Raw genomic sequence first — 17,042 nt, 5'->3', positions numbered from 1 at the left:
TGTTATCAGCTTTGCGCCATCCAGAACCTCACCTCTTCCCCAGATCAGTTCGCACGAACGGAGTGAATCAATGACACAGACACTGGCCACTGAAACCGCGGCGGGACACGCCGACACCATGCAGGCCGCCGTCGTCACCGACTTCGGTATGCCGCTGCAGGTGCACGACATGCAACTGCCGACGCCCGGCTATGGCGAAGCCTTGGTAAAACTCGAGACCTCCGGTGTCTGCCACACCGATCTTCATGCCGCACACGGCGATTGGCCGGTCAAGCCCCAGCCGCCGTTCGTGCCGGGGCATGAAGGCTACGGCACGGTCGTAGCGCTCGGCGAGGGCGTGGTCGACCTGGCGGTCGGCGACAAGGTCGGTAACGCCTGGCTGTGGTCGGCCTGCGGCCGCTGCGAATACTGCCGGACGGGCTGGGAGACGTTGTGCGAAAGTCAGCGCAACGGTGGGTATTCCGTCAACGGAAGCTTCGGCACGTACATGCTGGTCAACGCCGACTATGCCGCGAGGATCCCCGACGGCGCCGACCCGCTGGAGATTGCGCCGATCCTCTGCGCCGGCGTCACCGTCTACAAAGGTCTCAAGGTCACCGATACCAGGCCCGGCCAGTGGGTGGCGATCTCCGGCATCGGCGGGCTGGGGCATATCGCAGTTCAGTACGCCCGCGCGATGGGTCTGCGTGTGGTGGCCATCGATGTCGACGACGCCAAACTCGCGCTCGCCACCCGGTTCGGCGCCGAGGTCGCCGTCAACGCCCGTACCGCCGACGTCGTCGAGGCGGTGCAGCAGGCCACCGGCGGAGTGCATGGTGTCCTGGTCACCGCCGTGCACCCGCAGGCGTTCGGCCAGGCGATCGGGCTGGCCCGTCGCGGTGGCACCATCGTGTTCAACGGACTTCCGCCGGGCGATTTCCCGGCGCCGATCTTCGATATCGTTCTCAAGGGACTCACCATTCGGGGGTCGATTGTCGGAACGCGGCAAGACATGGCCGAGGCACTGGACTTCTACGCGCGCGGTCTGATCAAGCCGACCGTCACCAGCGCGCGGCTCGATGAGATCAATGATGTCTTCACCCGGATGGAACACGGACAGATCGACGGCCGCATCGTCATCGACTATCGAAATGCCTAGCGGCGCATAGGGTCACCCGCACAGCTGATCTAGGCCGACGAATATCGTCGGCCTAGATCAGTCCGCGTTTACTGGCTGCATACACGGCCTCGGCGCGCCGGCTGACGTCGAGCTTGCGCATGATGTTGCTGACGTGAAACTTGGCGGTGGTCGCCGAGATATACAGCTGCTCACCGATTTTGTGGTTTGACAGGCCCGCCGCGAGCAGCCGCAACACTTCCATCTCGCGGTCGGTGAGCTTCTCGCGTTGGTCGCCGCGTCCGCCGAGCGAGCGGACCACGGCGGCTGCGCTGCGTGAGTCGAACGCGCTCTGCCCGGCGGAGATGGCCCGGATCGCCCGCACCAGTTCTGTGGTGTCGACGTCCTTGACCACGTAACCACGCGCTCCGGCATGCACCGCACGTACCACCAGGTCCTCATCGAGGAACGTGGTCAGCACGAGCAGGCCGACGTCGGGGTGCGCGCCAGAAAGCTTGGTGCACAACGACAGTCCCTCGAAGTCCGATCCCGCCGAGAGCTTGAGGTCGACCAGCACCACATCGGGTCGCGTCACCGCGACCATGGCCACGGCTTCCGGCTCGCTGGAGGCCTCGCCGACCACCACGAGATCGTCCTCGCGTTCCAGTAGTGACCGCAGCCCCTCGCGGAGGATGGCGTGGTCGTCCACCAGCGCGAGGCGGATGGTCCCGGTGCTGGTGTCGACGGTCATGGCACGACTCCTTCGTGTGAAGCTTCTTCCGCGTCCCGCGGGATGGTGGCAACCACCCGCACACCCCCGATGCGAGACCGGCCGACGGTGAAGGTGCCACCGTATTCGCGGCACCGTGCCAGCATGTTCGCCAGCCCACGGTGATGCCCGTCGAGATCCGCAGCATCGGCCAGCTGGAGCCGGAGCCGCAGTTTGTCCGGGTCGCCGATGCCGTCGTCGGACACCGACAGGGTGACGCCGGCGGCGCGGTAGCTCAAACGCACGATGGCCCGTGAGGCGCGGCCGTGCATCGCAGTGTTGAACAGCGCCTCACCGGCGATCCGGAGCAGGCTCCGCTCGACCGCGCTGGGCAGTTCGGCGACGTCTCCGTCGACCCGCAGCGTCACCCGCAGGTCTTTCGGCATGTGCACCGTGGCGAGCTGTTCGAGCAGTTCGGGGAGGCTGGATCGGTCCGCGTCGGAGGAATGGTGGAGCGCATAGATGGCCGACCGCAGCTGGTCGATCGCCGATCGGGTCAACGCTTTGGCGATGTCCAGTCGTTCGACCAGACCTGTTGGACCCGAACCTGATTCGACCTCACTTCGGCACACCTCGATCTGCATACCCGCCGACAGGACGGTCTGCGTGACGCTGTCGTGCAGTTCCCGTGCGATGCGGTGCCGCTCGGAGTCCAGCACCTGATGGCGTTGTGCCGCACCGAGTTCGCGTTGCGTCGCCAGCAGCTGCGCATTGCGGGCCTCAGATTGGGCCAGCAGGGTTTGCGCGCGCTGGAACAGTTCACAGTTCTGGAGCGCCACCGCGGTCTGACTGGCCAGGATGCGCATCACCGCCTCGTCGATACCGTCGAGCAGCCGGTGCGGTGGAGTCCAGGCCGCGAACGCCCCGACGACGCCGCCGTCGAGTTCGATCGGGACGTGTGAGTGGTGGCTTTCGATGACGGGTACCCGGAACTGGGCAAGCTGACCGCGCAGGACGTCGTTGAGCCGGTTCAACACCGCATCCGGGAGGTGCGGCACCGGATGTTTGGTGCCCGACAGACCTTCGAACGAGTAGGCGTGCCCCTCGGCGTCGAGGATGAGGTGACGCGGTCGGGCCTCGGGCAAGGCCCCGTCGGCCAGGGCCAACAGCACCCATTCGGCACCGAGATGGGTGCGGGCGGCCTCGGCGACGGCCCGCACCAGATTTTCGGGGCCGTTGACGGTCTGCACCAGGGCACGCGAGATGGCGTCGAGCGCGGCGACCACCCGTTCGGTGCGTTGCGCGGCAACCCGGAACTCGGGATAGAACGTGCCTTTGCCGGATCGCACGCCCGTGAGCTGGTCCAGGTCCGGCACGGCAGCGCGTCGCGGCACCACCGGGTTGCCGGGCAAGGTGGTCATAACGCGGCCCGGAACAGCGCGCGCAGCTGCGCATCGTCGATGGGGCGTGGGTTGGTGGTCAGGCACGCATCCTGAAGGGCGTTGTGGGCCAGCACGGGAACGTCGGTGTCGCGCACCCCCAGCTCGGCCAACCCGCGCGGCACGCCGACCTGCCGGGCCAGCTCCTGGAGTCGATCAGCAAGTGCCAGTGCGGATTCCAGTTCCGGAGCCCGCTGGTCGGCGATGCCGAGGCAGGCGGCGATGGTGGCGAACGGCGCGGGGTCGGCCTCGGCGTTGAACCGCACCACGTGGGGGAGTAATACGCCGTTGATGACACCGTGCGGCAGGTCGAGGAGCCCGCCGACCTGATGGCTCATGGCGTGCGCCGCGCCCAGGATGGCATTGGTGAATGCGAGACCGGCTTCCAGTGCGGCCTGGGCCATCAGTACACGCGCCGGCATGTCCTGCGGCCGCTCGATGGTGGTGACCAAGTTTTCGGTGACCATCACGACCGATCGCAGCGCGTGGTGGTCGGTCAGTTGGTTGTGCCCGAGCGACACGAACGCCTCGATGCCGTGCGTCAGGGCATCGAGACCCGTTGCCGCATTGAGCCATTCGGGCATGGTGGTGAGCAGCCGGGGGTCGATGACGGTGATGTCGGGGACCAGGGCACGGCCCAATATGGTGATCTTGGTGTTGTTGGTGGTGTCGGTGACGATGCAGAACTGGGAGACGTCGGCGCCGGTGCCCGACGTGGAAGGCAGGACCACCAGCGGCGGAATCGGCGCGGTCGCCTTGTCGACTCCGGCGTAGTCGAGGATGTGACCGCCGTTGGCCGCCAGGATCGCTATGCCTTTGGCTGCGTCGATCACCGAGCCGCCGCCCAACGCAATCAGGACATCGCAGCCGTGCGACCGGTAGAACTCGTGGCCGGCAGTTACTTCGTGGTCTTTGGGGTTCGGGGTCAGGGCGCTCCACACGTGCGCCTCGACGCACTGGGCGCGGAGGTGCCCGACCAGCTCGGCCACCCAGCCCGCCTCGATCAGGCCGGGGTCGGTGACGAGCATGGGCCGCAGCCCGCCCAGGCGGACGGCGGCGTGCGCGGCCTCCGCCATCGAGTCGATGCCGAACACGATCTCAGGCGCATGGAACTTCAACAGCCGCGTCGGCATCGCCGTCGTCGCCGTCGTCGCCGCGATCTGAGCGGGCGCCACCACATCGAGTCTCACCAGACCAATTCCTCATCTTGTGGTCCAGGTAACACGCCCAGCCTACGGCCTGCCGCCGCCGCGACCAATGTGCACGTGGACAGGTCGCTACCTACCCGATCGGGTAGGTAGCGACCACGTTGGCGGTTGGTGTTGCGGGTACGTGCGGCGGTGTCAGTCGGAGGGTTCGGCGACCTGCAGGGGCAACGCCGGATCGGCGCTCCATTCCTCGAGGGAGCCGTCGTAGACACGCACCGATTCGATGCCTGCGGAGACGAGTGCGAGCGCATTGACCGTGGCCGAGATACCGCCGCCGCAGTACAGCAGCACCTCGCGGTCGAGATCCGTTCCCGCGTCCCGGTAGCGCTCCCTGATTTCGGCGGGCGGACGCACCAGGCCCCGGCCATCGAAGAGCTCGCGGGCCGGCACGTTGACGCTGCCGGGGATGTGTCCGCGGCGGGTGTACCGCGTCGGTTCGGCGCCCGAGAATGCCGCCGGCGACAACGCGCACACCAGATTGCCTGCATGGCAGTCGATTTCATGCAAGTCGTCGAGGTCGATCCATGCCTCGCGTACCGGGCGCGCGGACCACGATGCGACCGGCCGGGCGTGCGCCGGCCCGGATTCCACGGGGAGTCCGGCGGCCCGCCACGCGTCGAGTCCGCCGTCGAGCACCCGCACCGGAATCCCGATCCAGCGCAGCAGGTACCAGGTTCTCGCCGCCCAGAAGCCACCCGTGCTGTCGTAGACGACGGTCGGGGTATCGGCGCCGATGCCGAACCGGGCGAGGCGGTCGGCGAGGTCTTGCGGCGGTGGATGGTGATTGTGGGTCGCGGCGGGGATCGAGAGATCGGTGTCGACCTGCACGTGGAGAGCGCCGGGCAGGTGCGCGGCTTCCCAGGCACTGCGGCCGCTCTCCGTGCGGAAGTCGCCGTCGACCTGTGGACGGTGCAGCACCAGGCTGGCATCCAAAATCACCGGCGCGGCGTCGCTTGCCGGTGCGGCGAAAAGCTCGTGCGCGCTGATGAAGGGCCCGGGGCTCACCGTGCCGGGTCCGCGGCGACAGCAGGGATATTCGCGAACGCCGAACGCCACCGCTCAGGCGCGGTGAGGATTCCATGTCCGGCGAGCCAGTGTGCGTACGGCTCGACAAGCTCGGGACGGACTGTGCCCCAGTCATTCTCATAGAACCAGGTGCTGGATATGGCGTCGAGTGAGCGGGCGATGACGTCTGCGGGGAAGTACGGCATGACGTCGCTCAGCACCTTGACCGTCTCGTCGGGGTGCCCGGCGGCGTAGCGGAAACCGCGTTCACTGATCGACTGGAAGTCATCCAGCAGCAATGGGTTTCGGTTGATGAGTGCATCGTGCGCCCCGAGTAGGTAGCTGTGGTAACCGAACGGGAGTTCCTCGTCGACGCGCCAGATGCGTTCCGGGCGGTCCGGATGCTCGCTGAGCAGGATGTCCCACGCCCAGTAGGAACCGAAGGTGGCGTCGGCGACGCCGGCAGCCAACTCGGCACTGGTCAGCTCGCGTGCACCGACGTCGACCAGGGTGACGGCATCGGGGTCACCGCCCGCTCGCGCGACCAGATCGCGCACGACGGCCACGCCGCGGGGTGTCGGATTGAGCGCCACCCGCTTACCGGCCAGTTGGGACAAATTGTTGATCCCACTGCTGGTGAGAGTGCGAATGGTCTCCAAGCCGCGCTGGTTGACCGCGGCGACCGCCTTCAACGGCTCGCCGCGCTCGGTACGCACCATCAGCCGGTTGGTCGGGAACACCGCGACATCCACCAAGCGCCGGCCGAGGTGTTCGAGGCTGTCCCCGATGCCGGGGTCCACCGTCCGGATCTGCAGGTCAATTCCCGCATCGGCGTACCAACCACGGTGCCTGGCCAGATAAAACCCGGCCGAGTTCGGCCACGGATGAAAGTACTCCAGGGCCAACGAGATCGAAATGGTCATGAGGTCCTTCGTGAAGCGGGTGAAGCGGTGAATTCGAATCCGGTCGGGGTCGCCACAGCGATCAGGTCGGCGGACTCCTTCGGCCGGTAGCGGGCGACGAATTCCTCTTCCTGGGCCGCCCAGCGGTCCCAGTGCGGTCGGTACAGATCGCCGTCGCGGCGCAGTGCCCGGTACTTGCGAACCGCGTGGTCGGCGTCGACCCAGATGGCCAAATCGGCGAGCTCGCGCCCAGCAGGCGTGAGGGCCCCGGTGCCTTCGACGATCAGGCGCTGTCCGCACTCGACACGGTGCCAATCTCCGGGACATTCACCGGCCCAGTCCCAACTCCGCCAGAGCCCGGCCTCTCCGGCGGCGCGGGGCGCCAACAGTGATCGCTGCACATGATCGGTGGCCCAGCGCAATCCGTCCCACCCCGGGTAGATGCCGTCGAGACGGACCACCACGCTGCCGGCCCAGGCGTCGCGCAGGTGTGTCGCAAGCGTCGACTTTCCCGACCCTGACCGGCCGTCGATCAACACTGTGGTCGCTGCGTCGAGTCGACGCACAATGTCAGTGAGTACCAATGAAGTTCCACGATCCGGCGGTGACCGAGGTGGCGATCGCTACGGCGGTGATCACGAATCCCGCTGTGACAAGCGCGAACTCACGCACCGCGAATTGGGAAGGGCGGGCCCAGGTCCGGCTGCGGTGTGCGCCGAACCCGCGCGCCTCCATCGCCGTGGCGAGTTTCGACCCGCGTCGTACGGCAAAGACCAACAGCGCGAACGACTGTCCGGCGACGCGGCGCAGCCGTGCGTGGTCGGCGACGCCCCGCGCGCGGCGGGCATATCCGAGGTACTGCCAGTCCTGGCCCAGCAATCCGACCAGACGTAATCCGGCCAGCGCGCCGAGGACGAACCGGGCCGGAAGTTTCAGCACCTGTCCCAGCCCGTCGGCAAGCTCGGTCGGATCGACGTCGGCGAACAGGATCACCGACGGCAGCGCGATCGCTAGGACGCGAAGAAAAGTGGCCAGCGCCAGCGCGATCGACCCGTCGCTGATGGTGATGAGCAGGAAGTGCCAGTGCACGGCGCCGCTGGGCTGGCCGTAGAGCAGGATGGTGACGGCCGTCAGTGCCGCTGCGACGGCGATCACCGCGCCTCGCGTGAGGACGGGCCGCAACCGGGCGCCGACCGCAAAGAACAGGACGAGCTCGAGCGCCAGCGCCGTCAGTGCCGACACCCAGTCGACGGACAGCACGAGTCCACCCGCGATGAGGAGGGCGGTGAGCAGCCGGGCGACGGGATTGACCGGGCGCGTGCCGAGGGCCTCCGCGGTGGTCATGATGTTGTCTCCGTGGCGTTTTGCCACGCAGGCAGCTCGATGCGGGTGTCGGCGAGCAGGGCGGTGAAATCGAGGTCGTGCGTGACGGCGACAATGGCGGTCCCCGCATCGGCGACATCGGCCAGCAGCCGGATCAGTTCCTCCCACGTGCGGCGGTCCTGCCCGAATGTCGGCTCGTCCAGGACGATCACCGCCGGCCCCGTGGCCAGCACGGTCGCGACCGACAGCCGACGTTTCTCGCCACCGGAGAGGGTATACGGATTCGCGTCGGCGACGTGCTGCAAGCGCAGCCGCTGAAGTAATTCGTCTGTGCGGTTCTCGATTTCGGTGACATTTCGTTTCAGTGCCCGTGGTCCCAACGACAGCTCGTCGCGGACGGTACCGGTGAGGAACTGATGCTCCGGATCCTGAAAGACGCTGCCGATCCGGGTGAGCAATTCCTTCGAGCGCCACCTGATGGGTTCGAGCCGCGATCGCGGGGGAGCAAGCGCGGCACCGGCCGTGAGCTGCCCGGCCGGTGGCGGCAGCAGCCCGCCGAGCGTCAGCGCCAGCGTCGACTTGCCCGCTCCGTTGGGGCCGGTGACGACGGTGATCCGACCGCGCCGGATCGCCAAATCCAGTCCGGTGTGCAGCGGGTCATTCCCCCGATGGCCCAGCGCCAGGTTGGCGGCGTGAAGCAGGACACCGTCGTCTTCGAAACGGCGCCTGGGGATTTCGGGAAGCGGGGTGTCCGGCACCCAGACGCCGGCCCGGACCAGGTAGTCCTGTTCGCGTCGGATCATGTCATCAGGTGTGCCGTCGGCGATCACCGTGCCGTCGGCACCCAGGATGATGACGCGATCGATGACCGGCAGCCAGACGTCGGTGCGGTGCTCGATGACGATGAGCGTCGCGCCCGTCTGGCGTGTCGACTCGACGATCGCGTCGCGGACCTCGATGACGCCGGCGGGGTCGAGATTGGCCGTCGGTTCATCGAGGAGGATCAGCCCCGGGTGCATGGCGACCACACCGGCCAGCGCAAGGCGCTGCTTCTGCCCGCCGGACAGCTTCGAAGTGGGCTGGGCCAGTGGCACATTCAGCCCGACCGCGTCCAGCGCCTGGCGAACCCGGGGCCAAATCTGATCGCGCGGAACGCCGAGGTTCTCCATCCCGAAGGCCACGTCGTCTCCGACCCGGGACAGGATCACCTGCGAATCGGGGTCCTGCAGCACCATGCCGATCCGCGACCGGCGTTCGGTCGGCGGCGCATCGTCGACATGCAGTTGTCCAGCCTGACGGCCTTCGTCTGCGCCGCCGAGCAGTCCGGCGATGCCGTGCAGCAGTGTGGATTTCCCGGCCCCCGACGGACCGAGGAGCAGCACCCGCTCTCCGGGCGCTATGGACACATCGAGGTCGCGCACCGACCAATTCGCTCGTGTTGCGTGCTGCCAGCCCCAGCCGCGCGCGGTGACGGCAGCGCCGCCGGAGCGCACCGCATCCGCCGATCCATGCGCATCTGCGCGCAGGACGTTCACGACGCGGGACTCGGTTCCAGACGTCCCGACGCGAAGCGGCTGAGAACTCCTGTCTTGGCGAGGTTTCTCACCACCACCCACGACAGGAGTCCGGCGAAGGCGGCGCCGGAGAGAATCGCCGAGATCACGTAGACCGCGGCGAAGCCGGCGGCTGAACCCGGGTACCAGAGAATCAGGTCATTGATGGCCAGGGCAATCCCGGCGACCGCTCCGGAGAGCACCGCGGTGGGCAGCCCCCATCGCCGGTACAGGAACACCGCGAAGACCAGTTCGGCACCAAGGCCCTGGACCAGGCCGGATTCGAGGGTGAGCACACCCCACTGATTGCCCACCAACGCCGAGATGGATGCCGCGACGAGCTCGCCGTAGATGGCCGCACCGGGCTTGCGGATGACCAGAGCACTGAGCACACCGGCGAACAGCCACCCGCCACCGAGCAGCGCCTGCAGTCCGGGGAGCACGGCGCCGAGAGGTGCGCTGACCGGATTTGATGCGATGTTCCACAGCACGAAGATCAGTCCGGCCGCCGTCGCAAGCACACTCGCAACGACGATGTCGACGACGCGCCAGCGCAGTACCGGGCGATCAATGGTGGACGGGGTGCTCATACGTCTCCTTCATGCCGTCGCGCGGGGACCGCGACGGCAACAAGTATGGACGGCAGCCGCAACAGCTGTATGCCTTCCCGTCACCATGAGTATTTCTTGTATACAAATCAGCTCCAAATGTATTCTCGACGCAACGCAAACTTGGAGGATCGGTGCAACGGACGGCATTTCACAGCGCATTTCGCGCCGACCTGCTGGCAGGCCGGTTCTCCCCAGCCGAACCCCTGACCGAGAGCGCGCTCACCGCCGCATACGGTGTGTCCCGAACTCCCGTACGCGAGGCCCTGAGTCGGTTGGAGCAGGAGGGGCTGATCAGCCGCTCCGTCCGCGGCTACCGCATCCGCTCGGGCTCGCCGGACGATGTCATCGAGATCTACGACGTCCGCATCGCACTGGAGAAAGCGGCCGCCGAGGCGGCGGCGGCACGACGCACCGAATTGCAGGTCGCTCAGCTGGTGCAACTGCACCAGCACGCGGCCGCGGCGGAGGACGCGGCCGCGGCCCGGCAGCTGAATTCACAATGGCACGAGGTGCTTTGGGCCGCATCGCACAATGCGACGCTCCAGGAAACCCTGACCAACCTCGTGGCCAGGTTGCGCCTGTGTGACCGGGAGGCGATGCACCGCGACGACCTGGCCGACGTGGCGACCGAACACGAAGCCATCATGGACGCCATCCGGCGGCACGATGCCGCAGCCGCCAGCACGGCCATCGCCACGCACCTCCAACGGACCAAGCAGGAACGTCTCGATACGTTTGCGCGGCTCTACAGTCAGCCGCCGCCGGCCCAGCGGTGAACTCTCGGCGGTAGCGTGTTGAAAGGTTCAGTGTCCGAGCTGTTTTGGTGATCGGTCCGATTGGTTCTCGAGCCGTGACGGGCGGTGTTCAGTCTCTGTTTGCTGCGGGGAAATTCAGATGACTCCTGTGAGGTCCCTGTGATATCCCTTGGGGCATGAGTGATTTGACGCTGCGCGCTGTCAGCGACAGTGATGATTTCGATGCGTTCATGGCTACGTCGTACGGCGTGTTCTTACAGGATCCGCAGCAGGACGAGATCGACCTGATGCGCGCCTTCACGGAGTACGACCGCATGTTCGGCTTTCACGACGGTATGCGTTGGGTGTCCACCGCAGGGGCTTTCGGGAAGCAGGTGGTGTTGCCCGGCGGTGGCACCGCGCCGGTGGCTGCCGTCACTGCCGTCACCGTGTCGCCCAGCCATCGGCGCCGCGGCCTGCTCACGGCGATGATGCGCCACCAACTCGAGGACGTCCGGGCGCGCGGAACTGAAGCGCTGGCAATGCTGTACGCGTCGGAGGCCACCATCTACGGGCGCTTCGGTTACGGGATGGCAGTGCCGGTGGCGGAGCTTTCCGGCAATGTACGTGAGCTGGGGTTTCGTCCGGACGTCCAGCTCGGCGCCGGTTCGGTTACGCATGTCGACGCCGAGACGTTGCTGGCCAGCGGGCCCGAGATTCATCAGCGAGCCATGGTGCGGCGGCCCGGACTGATGGAGCGGCCGGGCCCGTGGTGGGACAACTGGATCCACGACAATGAGGTGAGACGCAAGGAGTTCGGCAAGCTTCGCTTTCTCCTGCACCGCGAGGCCGACGGCACTGCCAGTGGATTCGCCATCTACCGGCCCAAGGTCAGCTGGACGGGCGGCGGCCAGCCCGACAGCGAACTCCAGATCCAAGAAGTGCTGGCGACCAATCATGTTGCGTACGCGCAGATTTGGCGATATCTCCTGGATATGGATTTGATCAGGAGGGTCGAATACGACGGTGCGACAGTCGATGAGCCGCTCCTCAGCCTGGTGGCCGACCGACGTGCGTTGGCGTGCCAAGTCCGGGACGGCGTGTACGTACGCCTGGTCGATCTGCCTCGCGCGCTGACCTTGCGGAGCTACGCCGCCCCGGTCGATGTGGTTCTGGATATCACCGACGAGTTCTGCCCATGGAACACCGGTCGGTGGCATCTTCGTGGCGGAATCGATGGTGCCGAATGTGAAAGCAGCACGGCGCCAGCGGATATCGCGATCTCGGCGCGCGAGCTCGGTGCCATCTACCTCGGCGGGGTGGGGCTGCAGGCGCTCGCGAACGCCGGGCTGGTCGAAGAGCTCAGCGCGGGTTCGGTGCACCGAACGGCGGTGGCGTTCGGCTGGCCGGTCGCCCCGGGTGTGCCTGACGACTTCTAGGCGCAGTGCCTGGGCCACTACCACTTGATCGGGCGAAATAAAAGAGGCGAAAGCGCATTGCCGGTCCCGTTCCGCTCCACTAGCTTTGCCGGGGAAACACTGCAGGCCGCCATGCTGTGGAGGTGAATGGTTCAGTGGCGAAACGGTATTCGACTGCCTGGACCGACGATTTGGACGGCTCCGCCGCCGCAACGACGCTTGAGTTCTCCTTCGATGGCATCAGATATGCGATCGATCTGTCCGAAGCGAATGCGGTGCGGATGCGGAGCTGTTTGGAGCCGTATATCCGGGCGGCCAGCAAGGCGAGTCGTGGGAATGACCGGACGAACTGGCCTGTCGAACAGTCGTCATCCGGCAAGGCGCAATCGCACCACCAGCGCGCACGCGAGTGGCTGCGGACGAACGGCCATGTGGTCGGTAGCCGTGGGCGGCTCTCCCGAGAGCTGCTGCAGCATTATGAGTCAGCCCGCGGGGGCGCGTGATCGGCGTCTCGCGTGGCCGAGTGATGGCCGACCTTGATGTATACCGATCGGTCTACTAGGCTGCTCGAGAGGTCACCAATCAGGTGGTCGGGTGCCTTCGACTACGGAGACGGTCATGACGAGTGCCAGCCCGGACAAGACGCTGCGCAAGTTCCGCAGGGAACGTGCCATCGGCCGCTACGTGCTCAACCCGGTGGTGAAAGGGCTGACCAGGCTGGGTATGCATACCGCATTGGCCACGGAACTGGAGACCACTGGCCGCAAGACCGGGCAGTTGCGTCGAGTCCCCGTATCGGCCCAGTTCGACGGGGATGGCGCTTGGGTGATCTGTCAGCACGGTACGCGGTCCGGTTGGGGCAGCAATATCACTGCCAATCCGAATGTCCGTGTGCGCCAGGGGAATCGGTGGCGCACTGGCGTTGCGGAATTCCGGCCGGATGACGACGTTGTCGCGCGCGGTCGGAAATTCGGTCGGGTCGGGGCCGGGATGGTGAAGGCGCTGGAAACCACTCCGGTATCCGTCCGGATCGACTTCACCGACTGAGTGAGTTCGTTCAGGCGCTGATTCTGCGTGTCAAACGCACTGGGCGGCTGCCGGTTTCGTGTGCTCCGGGGTCGACGGCGGCGAGGGCTCGGCGGAGTACATCGATCTCGTCGGCGCCGACCTGCGTGACGAAGTGCACCAGCGCCGCGTGCCGGTCGTTCTGCCCGGCAGCTTGTCCGAGCGCATCGACCATGAGGCCGGCCACCAGTTCGTCTCGGCTGCGCGATGCGACGTAGCGGTGCGCGCGATCGTGGCGCAGTTGGCGGACCACGCCCTTGCCTGCGAGTCTGCGCAGCACCGTCATGACGGTTGTGTACGCGAGCTTGCGTTCCGCGCAGATGGCGTGATGGACCTCGCGAACGGTCTGTGGCCCGTCCGCGTCCCAGAGGTGATCCATCACCTCACGTTCCAGCGTGCCCAAGTGCCTCAGCATGGCCATCGTCTGTCCCTCTCTGGCGCTCTTTGGGATCTAGTCGTTTGGGAGTCGCCCGAGTTCCCGGAGAGCCGGCATATGTGGCACTCGAACAAAGTTTCGAATACGCTGATGTGGTGGGTTGGCACAATGGGCCGCCGAGCTGGGCGGAGATGCAGCGGGTGCTCGAGGGTAAACCTCGGGTGGCCGGCGCTGCTCCGGAGTCGCCGGCCGACGGCGGGGACAGTCCGGCGTGGTCGCGTAAGCGCGGTGACTATCAACCGGTGAACCGCCCGGCGCGGCCGGGGACGTCGCTGCCGTACGCCGAGTTGCATGCCCATTCCGCATACAGCTTCCTCGACGGTGCCAGCACTCCGGAGGAGCTGGTGGAGGAGGCCGTCCGGCTGGATTTGCGGGCCATCGCACTGACCGACCACGACGGGCTCTACGGTGTCGTGCGTTTCGCCGAGGCCGCCAAAGAACTCGACATGGCGACGGTTTTCGGCGCAGAACTGTCGCTCAGCAACACTGCCCGCACCGAGTTGCCCGACCCGCCCGGTCCGCATCTGCTGGTCCTGGCCCGCGGGCCCGAGGGGTACCGGCGGCTGTCGCGGGAACTGGCGCGGGCGCATCTGGCCGGCGGTGAGAAGGGGGTGCTCAGTTATGACCTGGATACCCTCACCGGAGCCGCCGGCGGGCACTGGCAGATTCTCACTGGTTGTCGTAAAGGTCATGTGCGCCAAGCCTTGTCGTCAGGTGGTGCGGAAGCGGCAGGCAAGGCGCTGGCCAGCCTGGTGGACAGGTTTGGTGCGGACCGGGTGACCATAGAACTGACCCACCACGGATACCCGCTCGACGATGAACGCAATGCGACGCTGGCGGCGTTGGCGCCGCGCTTCGGCCTCGATGTCGTCGCCACCACCGCCGCGCATTTCGCCGCGCCCTCGCGGGGAAGGCTGGCGATGGCGATGGGCGCCATCCGGGCTCGCCACTCGATGGATGAGGCCGAAGGCTGGCTGGCTCCGCTGGGCGGGTCGCACCTGAGATCCGGGGCGGAGATGGCCCGGCTGTTCGCCCATCATCCGGGCGTGGTGGCGGCCGCCGCCGAACTGGGAGAGCAGTGTGCGTTCGAATTGCGTTTGATCGCACCGAAATTGCCGCCGTTCGACGTGCCGGAAGGGCACACCGAGATCAGCTGGCTGCGCGAGCTGGTGGCGGAGGGGGCGGCCCGTCGCTACGGCTGGAAGCCGGATGCGGATCGGGAGAAGGCATACCGGCAGATCGAGCATGAGCTCAAAATCATTGAACAACTGGAGTTTCCGGGCTACTTCCTGGTGGTGCACAGCATCACCGAGTTCTGCCGGAACAGTGACATCTTGTGTCAGGGCAGGGGATCGGCTGCCAACTCGGCGGTCTGCTACGCCCTGGGGATCACGAACGTCGACCCGGTGGCCAACGAGCTGCTGTTCGAACGATTCCTGTCCCCGGCGCGCGACGGCCCACCGGACATTGACATCGACATCGAATCGGACCTGCGCGAGAACGTCATCCAGTTCGTCTACGAGAAGTACGGCCGGGACTACGCCGCGCAGGTGGCCAACGTCATCACCTACCGCGGCCGTAGCGCGGTGCGGGACATGGCGCGGGCCCTGGGCTTTTCGCAGGGACAGCAGGATGCCTGGAGCAAGCAGATCAGCCGGTGGAACGGACTCGCCGACTCTCCGGACGTCGAGGAGATCCCCGAGGCGGTGATCGACCTGGCGATGCAGATCAGGAATCTGCCGCGGCACATGGGAATTCACTCCGGCGGCATGGTGATCTGTGACCGTCCGATCGCGGACGTGTGTCCGGTGGAGTGGGCGCGGATGGAGAACCGCAGCGTGCTGCAGTGGGACAAGGACGACTGTGCGGCAATCGGTTTGGTGAAGTTCGACCTGCTCGGGCTGGGCATGCTCTCGGCCCTGCACTACATGATCGACCTGGCCCGGGAGCACATGGGCATCGAGGTGGATCTGGCCAAGCTGGATCTGACCGAGCCGGCGGTGTACGAGATGTTGCAGCGCGCCGACTCGGTGGGGGTGTTCCAGGTCGAGTCCCGGGCCCAGATGGCCACGTTGCCGCGGCTGAAGCCCAAGAAGTTCTACGACCTGGTGGTCGAGGTGGCGCTGATCCGGCCCGGCCCGATACAGGGTGGCTCGGTGCACCCGTACATCCGGCGGCACAACGGACTGGAAGACGCGACCTGTGAGCACAAGTCCATGGAAGCGGCACTGACCAGGACCCTGGGCGTGCCGCTGTTTCAGGAACAGCTCATGCAGCTGGCTGTCGACTGCGCCGGTTTCACCCCGGCCGAGGCCGACCAGTTGCGCCGGGCCATGGGGTCCAAACGCTCCACCGAACGGATGCGGCAGTTGCGCGGGCGGTTCTACGACGGCATGCGCGAACTGCACGGCATCACCGGGTCGACAGCCGAGCGGATCTACGAAAAGCTCGAAGCCTTCGCCAATTTCGGCTTTCCGGAGAGTCACGCGCTGAGTTTCGCGTCGCTGGTGTTCTCCTCGTCGTGGTTCAAGCTGCACCACCCCGCGGTGTTCTGTGCGGCATTGCTGCGGGCCCAGCCCATGGGCTTCTACTCGCCGCAGTCGCTGGTGGCCGACGCCCGCCGGCACGGGGTGCTGGTCCACGGCCCGGACGTCAACGCGAGCCTGGCATATGCGACGTGCGAGAACCGCGGCACCGAGGTGCGGCTGGGGTTGGGCACGGTCCGGCATATCGGGGATGAGTTGGCGCAGCGCATCGTCGACGAGCGAAATGCCAACGGGCGGTTTGCTTCTCTGCTCGACCTGACCGGTCGGGTGCAGCTGTCGGTGCCGCAGGCCGAGGCGCTGGCGACCGCGGGCGCGCTGGGGTGTTTCGGCATCACCCGGCGGGAGGGGTTGTGGGCGGCCGGGGCGGCGGCCGCGGAACGCCCCGACCGGTTGCCGGGTGTCGGGTCGGCCGGCGGCATACCGGCGCTGCCCGGCATGACGGACCTGGAACTGGCGGCCGCCGATGTGTGGGCCACGGGTGTCTCGCCGGACAGCTACCCGACCCAATTCCTGCGGGAAGACCTCGACGCGCTGGACGTGGTGCCGGCGAACAGGCTGCTGGAAGTGCCCGACGGCACTCGCATCGTGGTGGCCGGCGCGGTGACGCACCGGCAACGTCCGGCCACCGCGCAGGGCGTGACGTTCATCAACCTGGAGGACGAGACGGGCATGGTCAACGTGCTGTGCGCACCGGGGGTGTGGTCCCGGCACCGGAAACTGGCGCAGACCGCGCCGGCGCTGTTGGTGCGCGGCATCGTGCAGAACGCCAGCGGGGCGGTCACCGTGATCGCGGACCGGATGGGCCGGCTCGACCTGCGGGTAGCGGCCAAGTCCCGGGACTTCCAGTGAGAGAGATTCGGCAGGGCGGTGCGTTGGCGCGGTTGAGTCTGCGTCCCTCGCCGGGGCCTACTCGCACGATTGCGCCCAGGATGCAGCGCCAACTCGATTTCCGCGCCCAGAATCATTGATCCTGACATGACGGCACACCGCACTCGAA

The 17,042-nt window shown here is 66.8% G+C and carries 16 protein-coding genes; 6 read left to right on the top strand and 10 right to left on the bottom strand.

Features of this window, described 5'->3' with window-relative positions:
* Nucleotides 1-70 precede the first annotated feature (70 nt).
* A complete protein-coding gene (gene adhP / locus QRN63_RS11990) occupies nucleotides 71-1,138 on the top strand; it encodes an alcohol dehydrogenase AdhP (protein ID WP_285030950.1) in 1,068 nt (355 codons plus the stop codon).
* Between the two features lie 52 nt (nucleotides 1,139-1,190).
* Here adhP and QRN63_RS11985 read toward each other — a convergent pair whose 3' ends face one another.
* The 9 genes from QRN63_RS11985 to QRN63_RS11945 form a co-directional block, all read right to left on the bottom strand.
* On the bottom strand, nucleotides 1,191-1,847 hold the full coding sequence (locus QRN63_RS11985) for a MadR family response regulator transcription factor (protein ID WP_285030949.1): 657 nt from the start codon (nucleotides 1,845-1,847) through the stop codon (nucleotides 1,191-1,193).
* Entirely contained in the window at nucleotides 1,844-3,226 is a 1,383-nt protein-coding gene (locus tag QRN63_RS11980) for a MadS family sensor histidine kinase (protein WP_285030948.1), read from the bottom strand. The genes QRN63_RS11985 and QRN63_RS11980 overlap by 4 nt, the downstream gene beginning before the upstream one ends.
* The gene (locus QRN63_RS11975) at nucleotides 3,223-4,377 is read right to left on the bottom strand and encodes an iron-containing alcohol dehydrogenase (RefSeq protein ID WP_285030995.1); all 1,155 of its coding nucleotides are present in this window, start codon (nucleotides 4,375-4,377) and stop codon (nucleotides 3,223-3,225) included. The genes QRN63_RS11980 and QRN63_RS11975 overlap by 4 nt, the downstream gene beginning before the upstream one ends.
* 210 nt (nucleotides 4,378-4,587) lie before the next feature.
* The gene (locus QRN63_RS11970; protein ID WP_285030947.1) at nucleotides 4,588-5,457 is read right to left on the bottom strand and encodes a sulfurtransferase; all 870 of its coding nucleotides are present in this window, start codon (nucleotides 5,455-5,457) and stop codon (nucleotides 4,588-4,590) included.
* Nucleotides 5,454-6,380 (bottom strand): ABC transporter substrate-binding protein, encoded by a 927-nt coding sequence (locus tag QRN63_RS11965; protein WP_285030946.1) that lies wholly within the window; start codon nucleotides 6,378-6,380, stop codon nucleotides 5,454-5,456. The genes QRN63_RS11970 and QRN63_RS11965 overlap by 4 nt, the downstream gene beginning before the upstream one ends.
* The gene (locus tag QRN63_RS11960) at nucleotides 6,377-6,925 is read right to left on the bottom strand and encodes a nucleoside/nucleotide kinase family protein (RefSeq protein ID WP_502888118.1); all 549 of its coding nucleotides are present in this window, start codon (nucleotides 6,923-6,925) and stop codon (nucleotides 6,377-6,379) included. The genes QRN63_RS11965 and QRN63_RS11960 overlap by 4 nt, the downstream gene beginning before the upstream one ends.
* A gap of 4 nt (nucleotides 6,926-6,929) precedes the next feature.
* The gene (locus QRN63_RS11955; RefSeq protein WP_285030944.1) at nucleotides 6,930-7,703 is read right to left on the bottom strand and encodes an energy-coupling factor transporter transmembrane component T family protein; all 774 of its coding nucleotides are present in this window, start codon (nucleotides 7,701-7,703) and stop codon (nucleotides 6,930-6,932) included.
* Nucleotides 7,700-9,217 carry an ABC transporter ATP-binding protein gene (locus tag QRN63_RS11950; RefSeq protein WP_285030943.1) on the bottom strand — a complete coding sequence of 506 codons (1,518 nt, stop codon included), beginning with the start codon at nucleotides 9,215-9,217 and terminating at the stop codon, nucleotides 7,700-7,702. Before QRN63_RS11950 ends, QRN63_RS11955 begins: the two co-directional genes overlap by 4 nt.
* Nucleotides 9,214-9,825: an ECF transporter S component gene (locus QRN63_RS11945; protein WP_285030942.1), complete on the bottom strand. Its 612-nt coding sequence runs from the start codon at nucleotides 9,823-9,825 to the stop codon at nucleotides 9,214-9,216. Before QRN63_RS11945 ends, QRN63_RS11950 begins: the two co-directional genes overlap by 4 nt.
* A gap of 152 nt (nucleotides 9,826-9,977) precedes the next feature.
* On the opposite strand from QRN63_RS11945, the gene QRN63_RS11940 reads away from it, so the two are divergent.
* From QRN63_RS11940 to QRN63_RS11925, 4 genes are all read left to right on the top strand, one after another.
* Entirely contained in the window at nucleotides 9,978-10,622 is a 645-nt protein-coding gene (locus QRN63_RS11940; protein ID WP_267318293.1) for a GntR family transcriptional regulator, read from the top strand.
* A gap of 155 nt (nucleotides 10,623-10,777) precedes the next feature.
* Complete coding sequence (locus QRN63_RS11935; protein WP_285030941.1) at nucleotides 10,778-12,019, top strand: GNAT family N-acetyltransferase; 1,242 nt, start codon at nucleotides 10,778-10,780, stop codon at nucleotides 12,017-12,019.
* Nucleotides 12,020-12,141: 122 nt separating this feature from the next.
* Nucleotides 12,142-12,501, top strand: coding sequence for a histone-like nucleoid-structuring protein Lsr2 (locus QRN63_RS11930; RefSeq protein ID WP_267318291.1), 360 nt, complete (start codon nucleotides 12,142-12,144; stop codon nucleotides 12,499-12,501).
* A gap of 115 nt (nucleotides 12,502-12,616) precedes the next feature.
* Nucleotides 12,617-13,045: a nitroreductase/quinone reductase family protein gene (locus QRN63_RS11925; protein ID WP_267318290.1), complete on the top strand. Its 429-nt coding sequence runs from the start codon at nucleotides 12,617-12,619 to the stop codon at nucleotides 13,043-13,045.
* Nucleotides 13,046-13,055: 10 nt separating this feature from the next.
* Here the strand turns inward: QRN63_RS11925 and QRN63_RS11920 are convergent, their stop codons facing one another.
* The gene (locus QRN63_RS11920; RefSeq protein ID WP_285030940.1) at nucleotides 13,056-13,484 is read right to left on the bottom strand and encodes a BlaI/MecI/CopY family transcriptional regulator; all 429 of its coding nucleotides are present in this window, start codon (nucleotides 13,482-13,484) and stop codon (nucleotides 13,056-13,058) included.
* Nucleotides 13,485-13,594: 110 nt separating this feature from the next.
* On the opposite strand from QRN63_RS11920, the gene QRN63_RS11915 reads away from it, so the two are divergent.
* Nucleotides 13,595-16,894, top strand: coding sequence for an error-prone DNA polymerase (locus tag QRN63_RS11915; RefSeq protein ID WP_285030939.1), 3,300 nt, complete (start codon nucleotides 13,595-13,597; stop codon nucleotides 16,892-16,894).
* Nucleotides 16,895-17,042: the final 148 nt, after the last annotated feature.

Source organism: Mycolicibacterium sp. lyk4-40-TYG-92 (assembly GCF_030209435.1).
In the GTDB taxonomy this organism is placed as follows: Bacteria; Actinomycetota; Actinomycetes; order Mycobacteriales; family Mycobacteriaceae; genus Mycobacterium.
This window is presented reverse-complemented; position numbering and strand designations above follow the sequence as displayed.

Excerpts from the sequence above, each read along its gene's own strand:
- adhP (WP_285030950.1), top strand. The coding sequence starts at position 71 with ATGACACAGACACTGGCCACTGAAACCGCGGCGGGACACGCCGACACC.
- QRN63_RS11985 (WP_285030949.1), bottom strand. The coding sequence starts at position 1,847 with ATGACCGTCGACACCAGCACCGGGACCATCCGCCTCGCGCTGGTGGAC.
- QRN63_RS11980 (WP_285030948.1), bottom strand. The coding sequence starts at position 3,226 with ATGACCACCTTGCCCGGCAACCCGGTGGTGCCGCGACGCGCTGCCGTG.
- QRN63_RS11975 (WP_285030995.1), bottom strand. The coding sequence starts at position 4,377 with ATGCCGACGCGGCTGTTGAAGTTCCATGCGCCTGAGATCGTGTTCGGC.
- QRN63_RS11965 (WP_285030946.1), bottom strand. The coding sequence starts at position 6,380 with ATGACCATTTCGATCTCGTTGGCCCTGGAGTACTTTCATCCGTGGCCG.
- QRN63_RS11955 (WP_285030944.1), bottom strand. The coding sequence starts at position 7,703 with ATGACCACCGCGGAGGCCCTCGGCACGCGCCCGGTCAATCCCGTCGCC.
- QRN63_RS11945 (WP_285030942.1), bottom strand. The coding sequence starts at position 9,825 with ATGAGCACCCCGTCCACCATTGATCGCCCGGTACTGCGCTGGCGCGTC.
- QRN63_RS11935 (WP_285030941.1), top strand. The coding sequence starts at position 10,778 with ATGAGTGATTTGACGCTGCGCGCTGTCAGCGACAGTGATGATTTCGAT.
- QRN63_RS11925 (WP_267318290.1), top strand. The coding sequence starts at position 12,617 with ATGACGAGTGCCAGCCCGGACAAGACGCTGCGCAAGTTCCGCAGGGAA.
- QRN63_RS11920 (WP_285030940.1), bottom strand. The coding sequence starts at position 13,484 with ATGGCCATGCTGAGGCACTTGGGCACGCTGGAACGTGAGGTGATGGAT.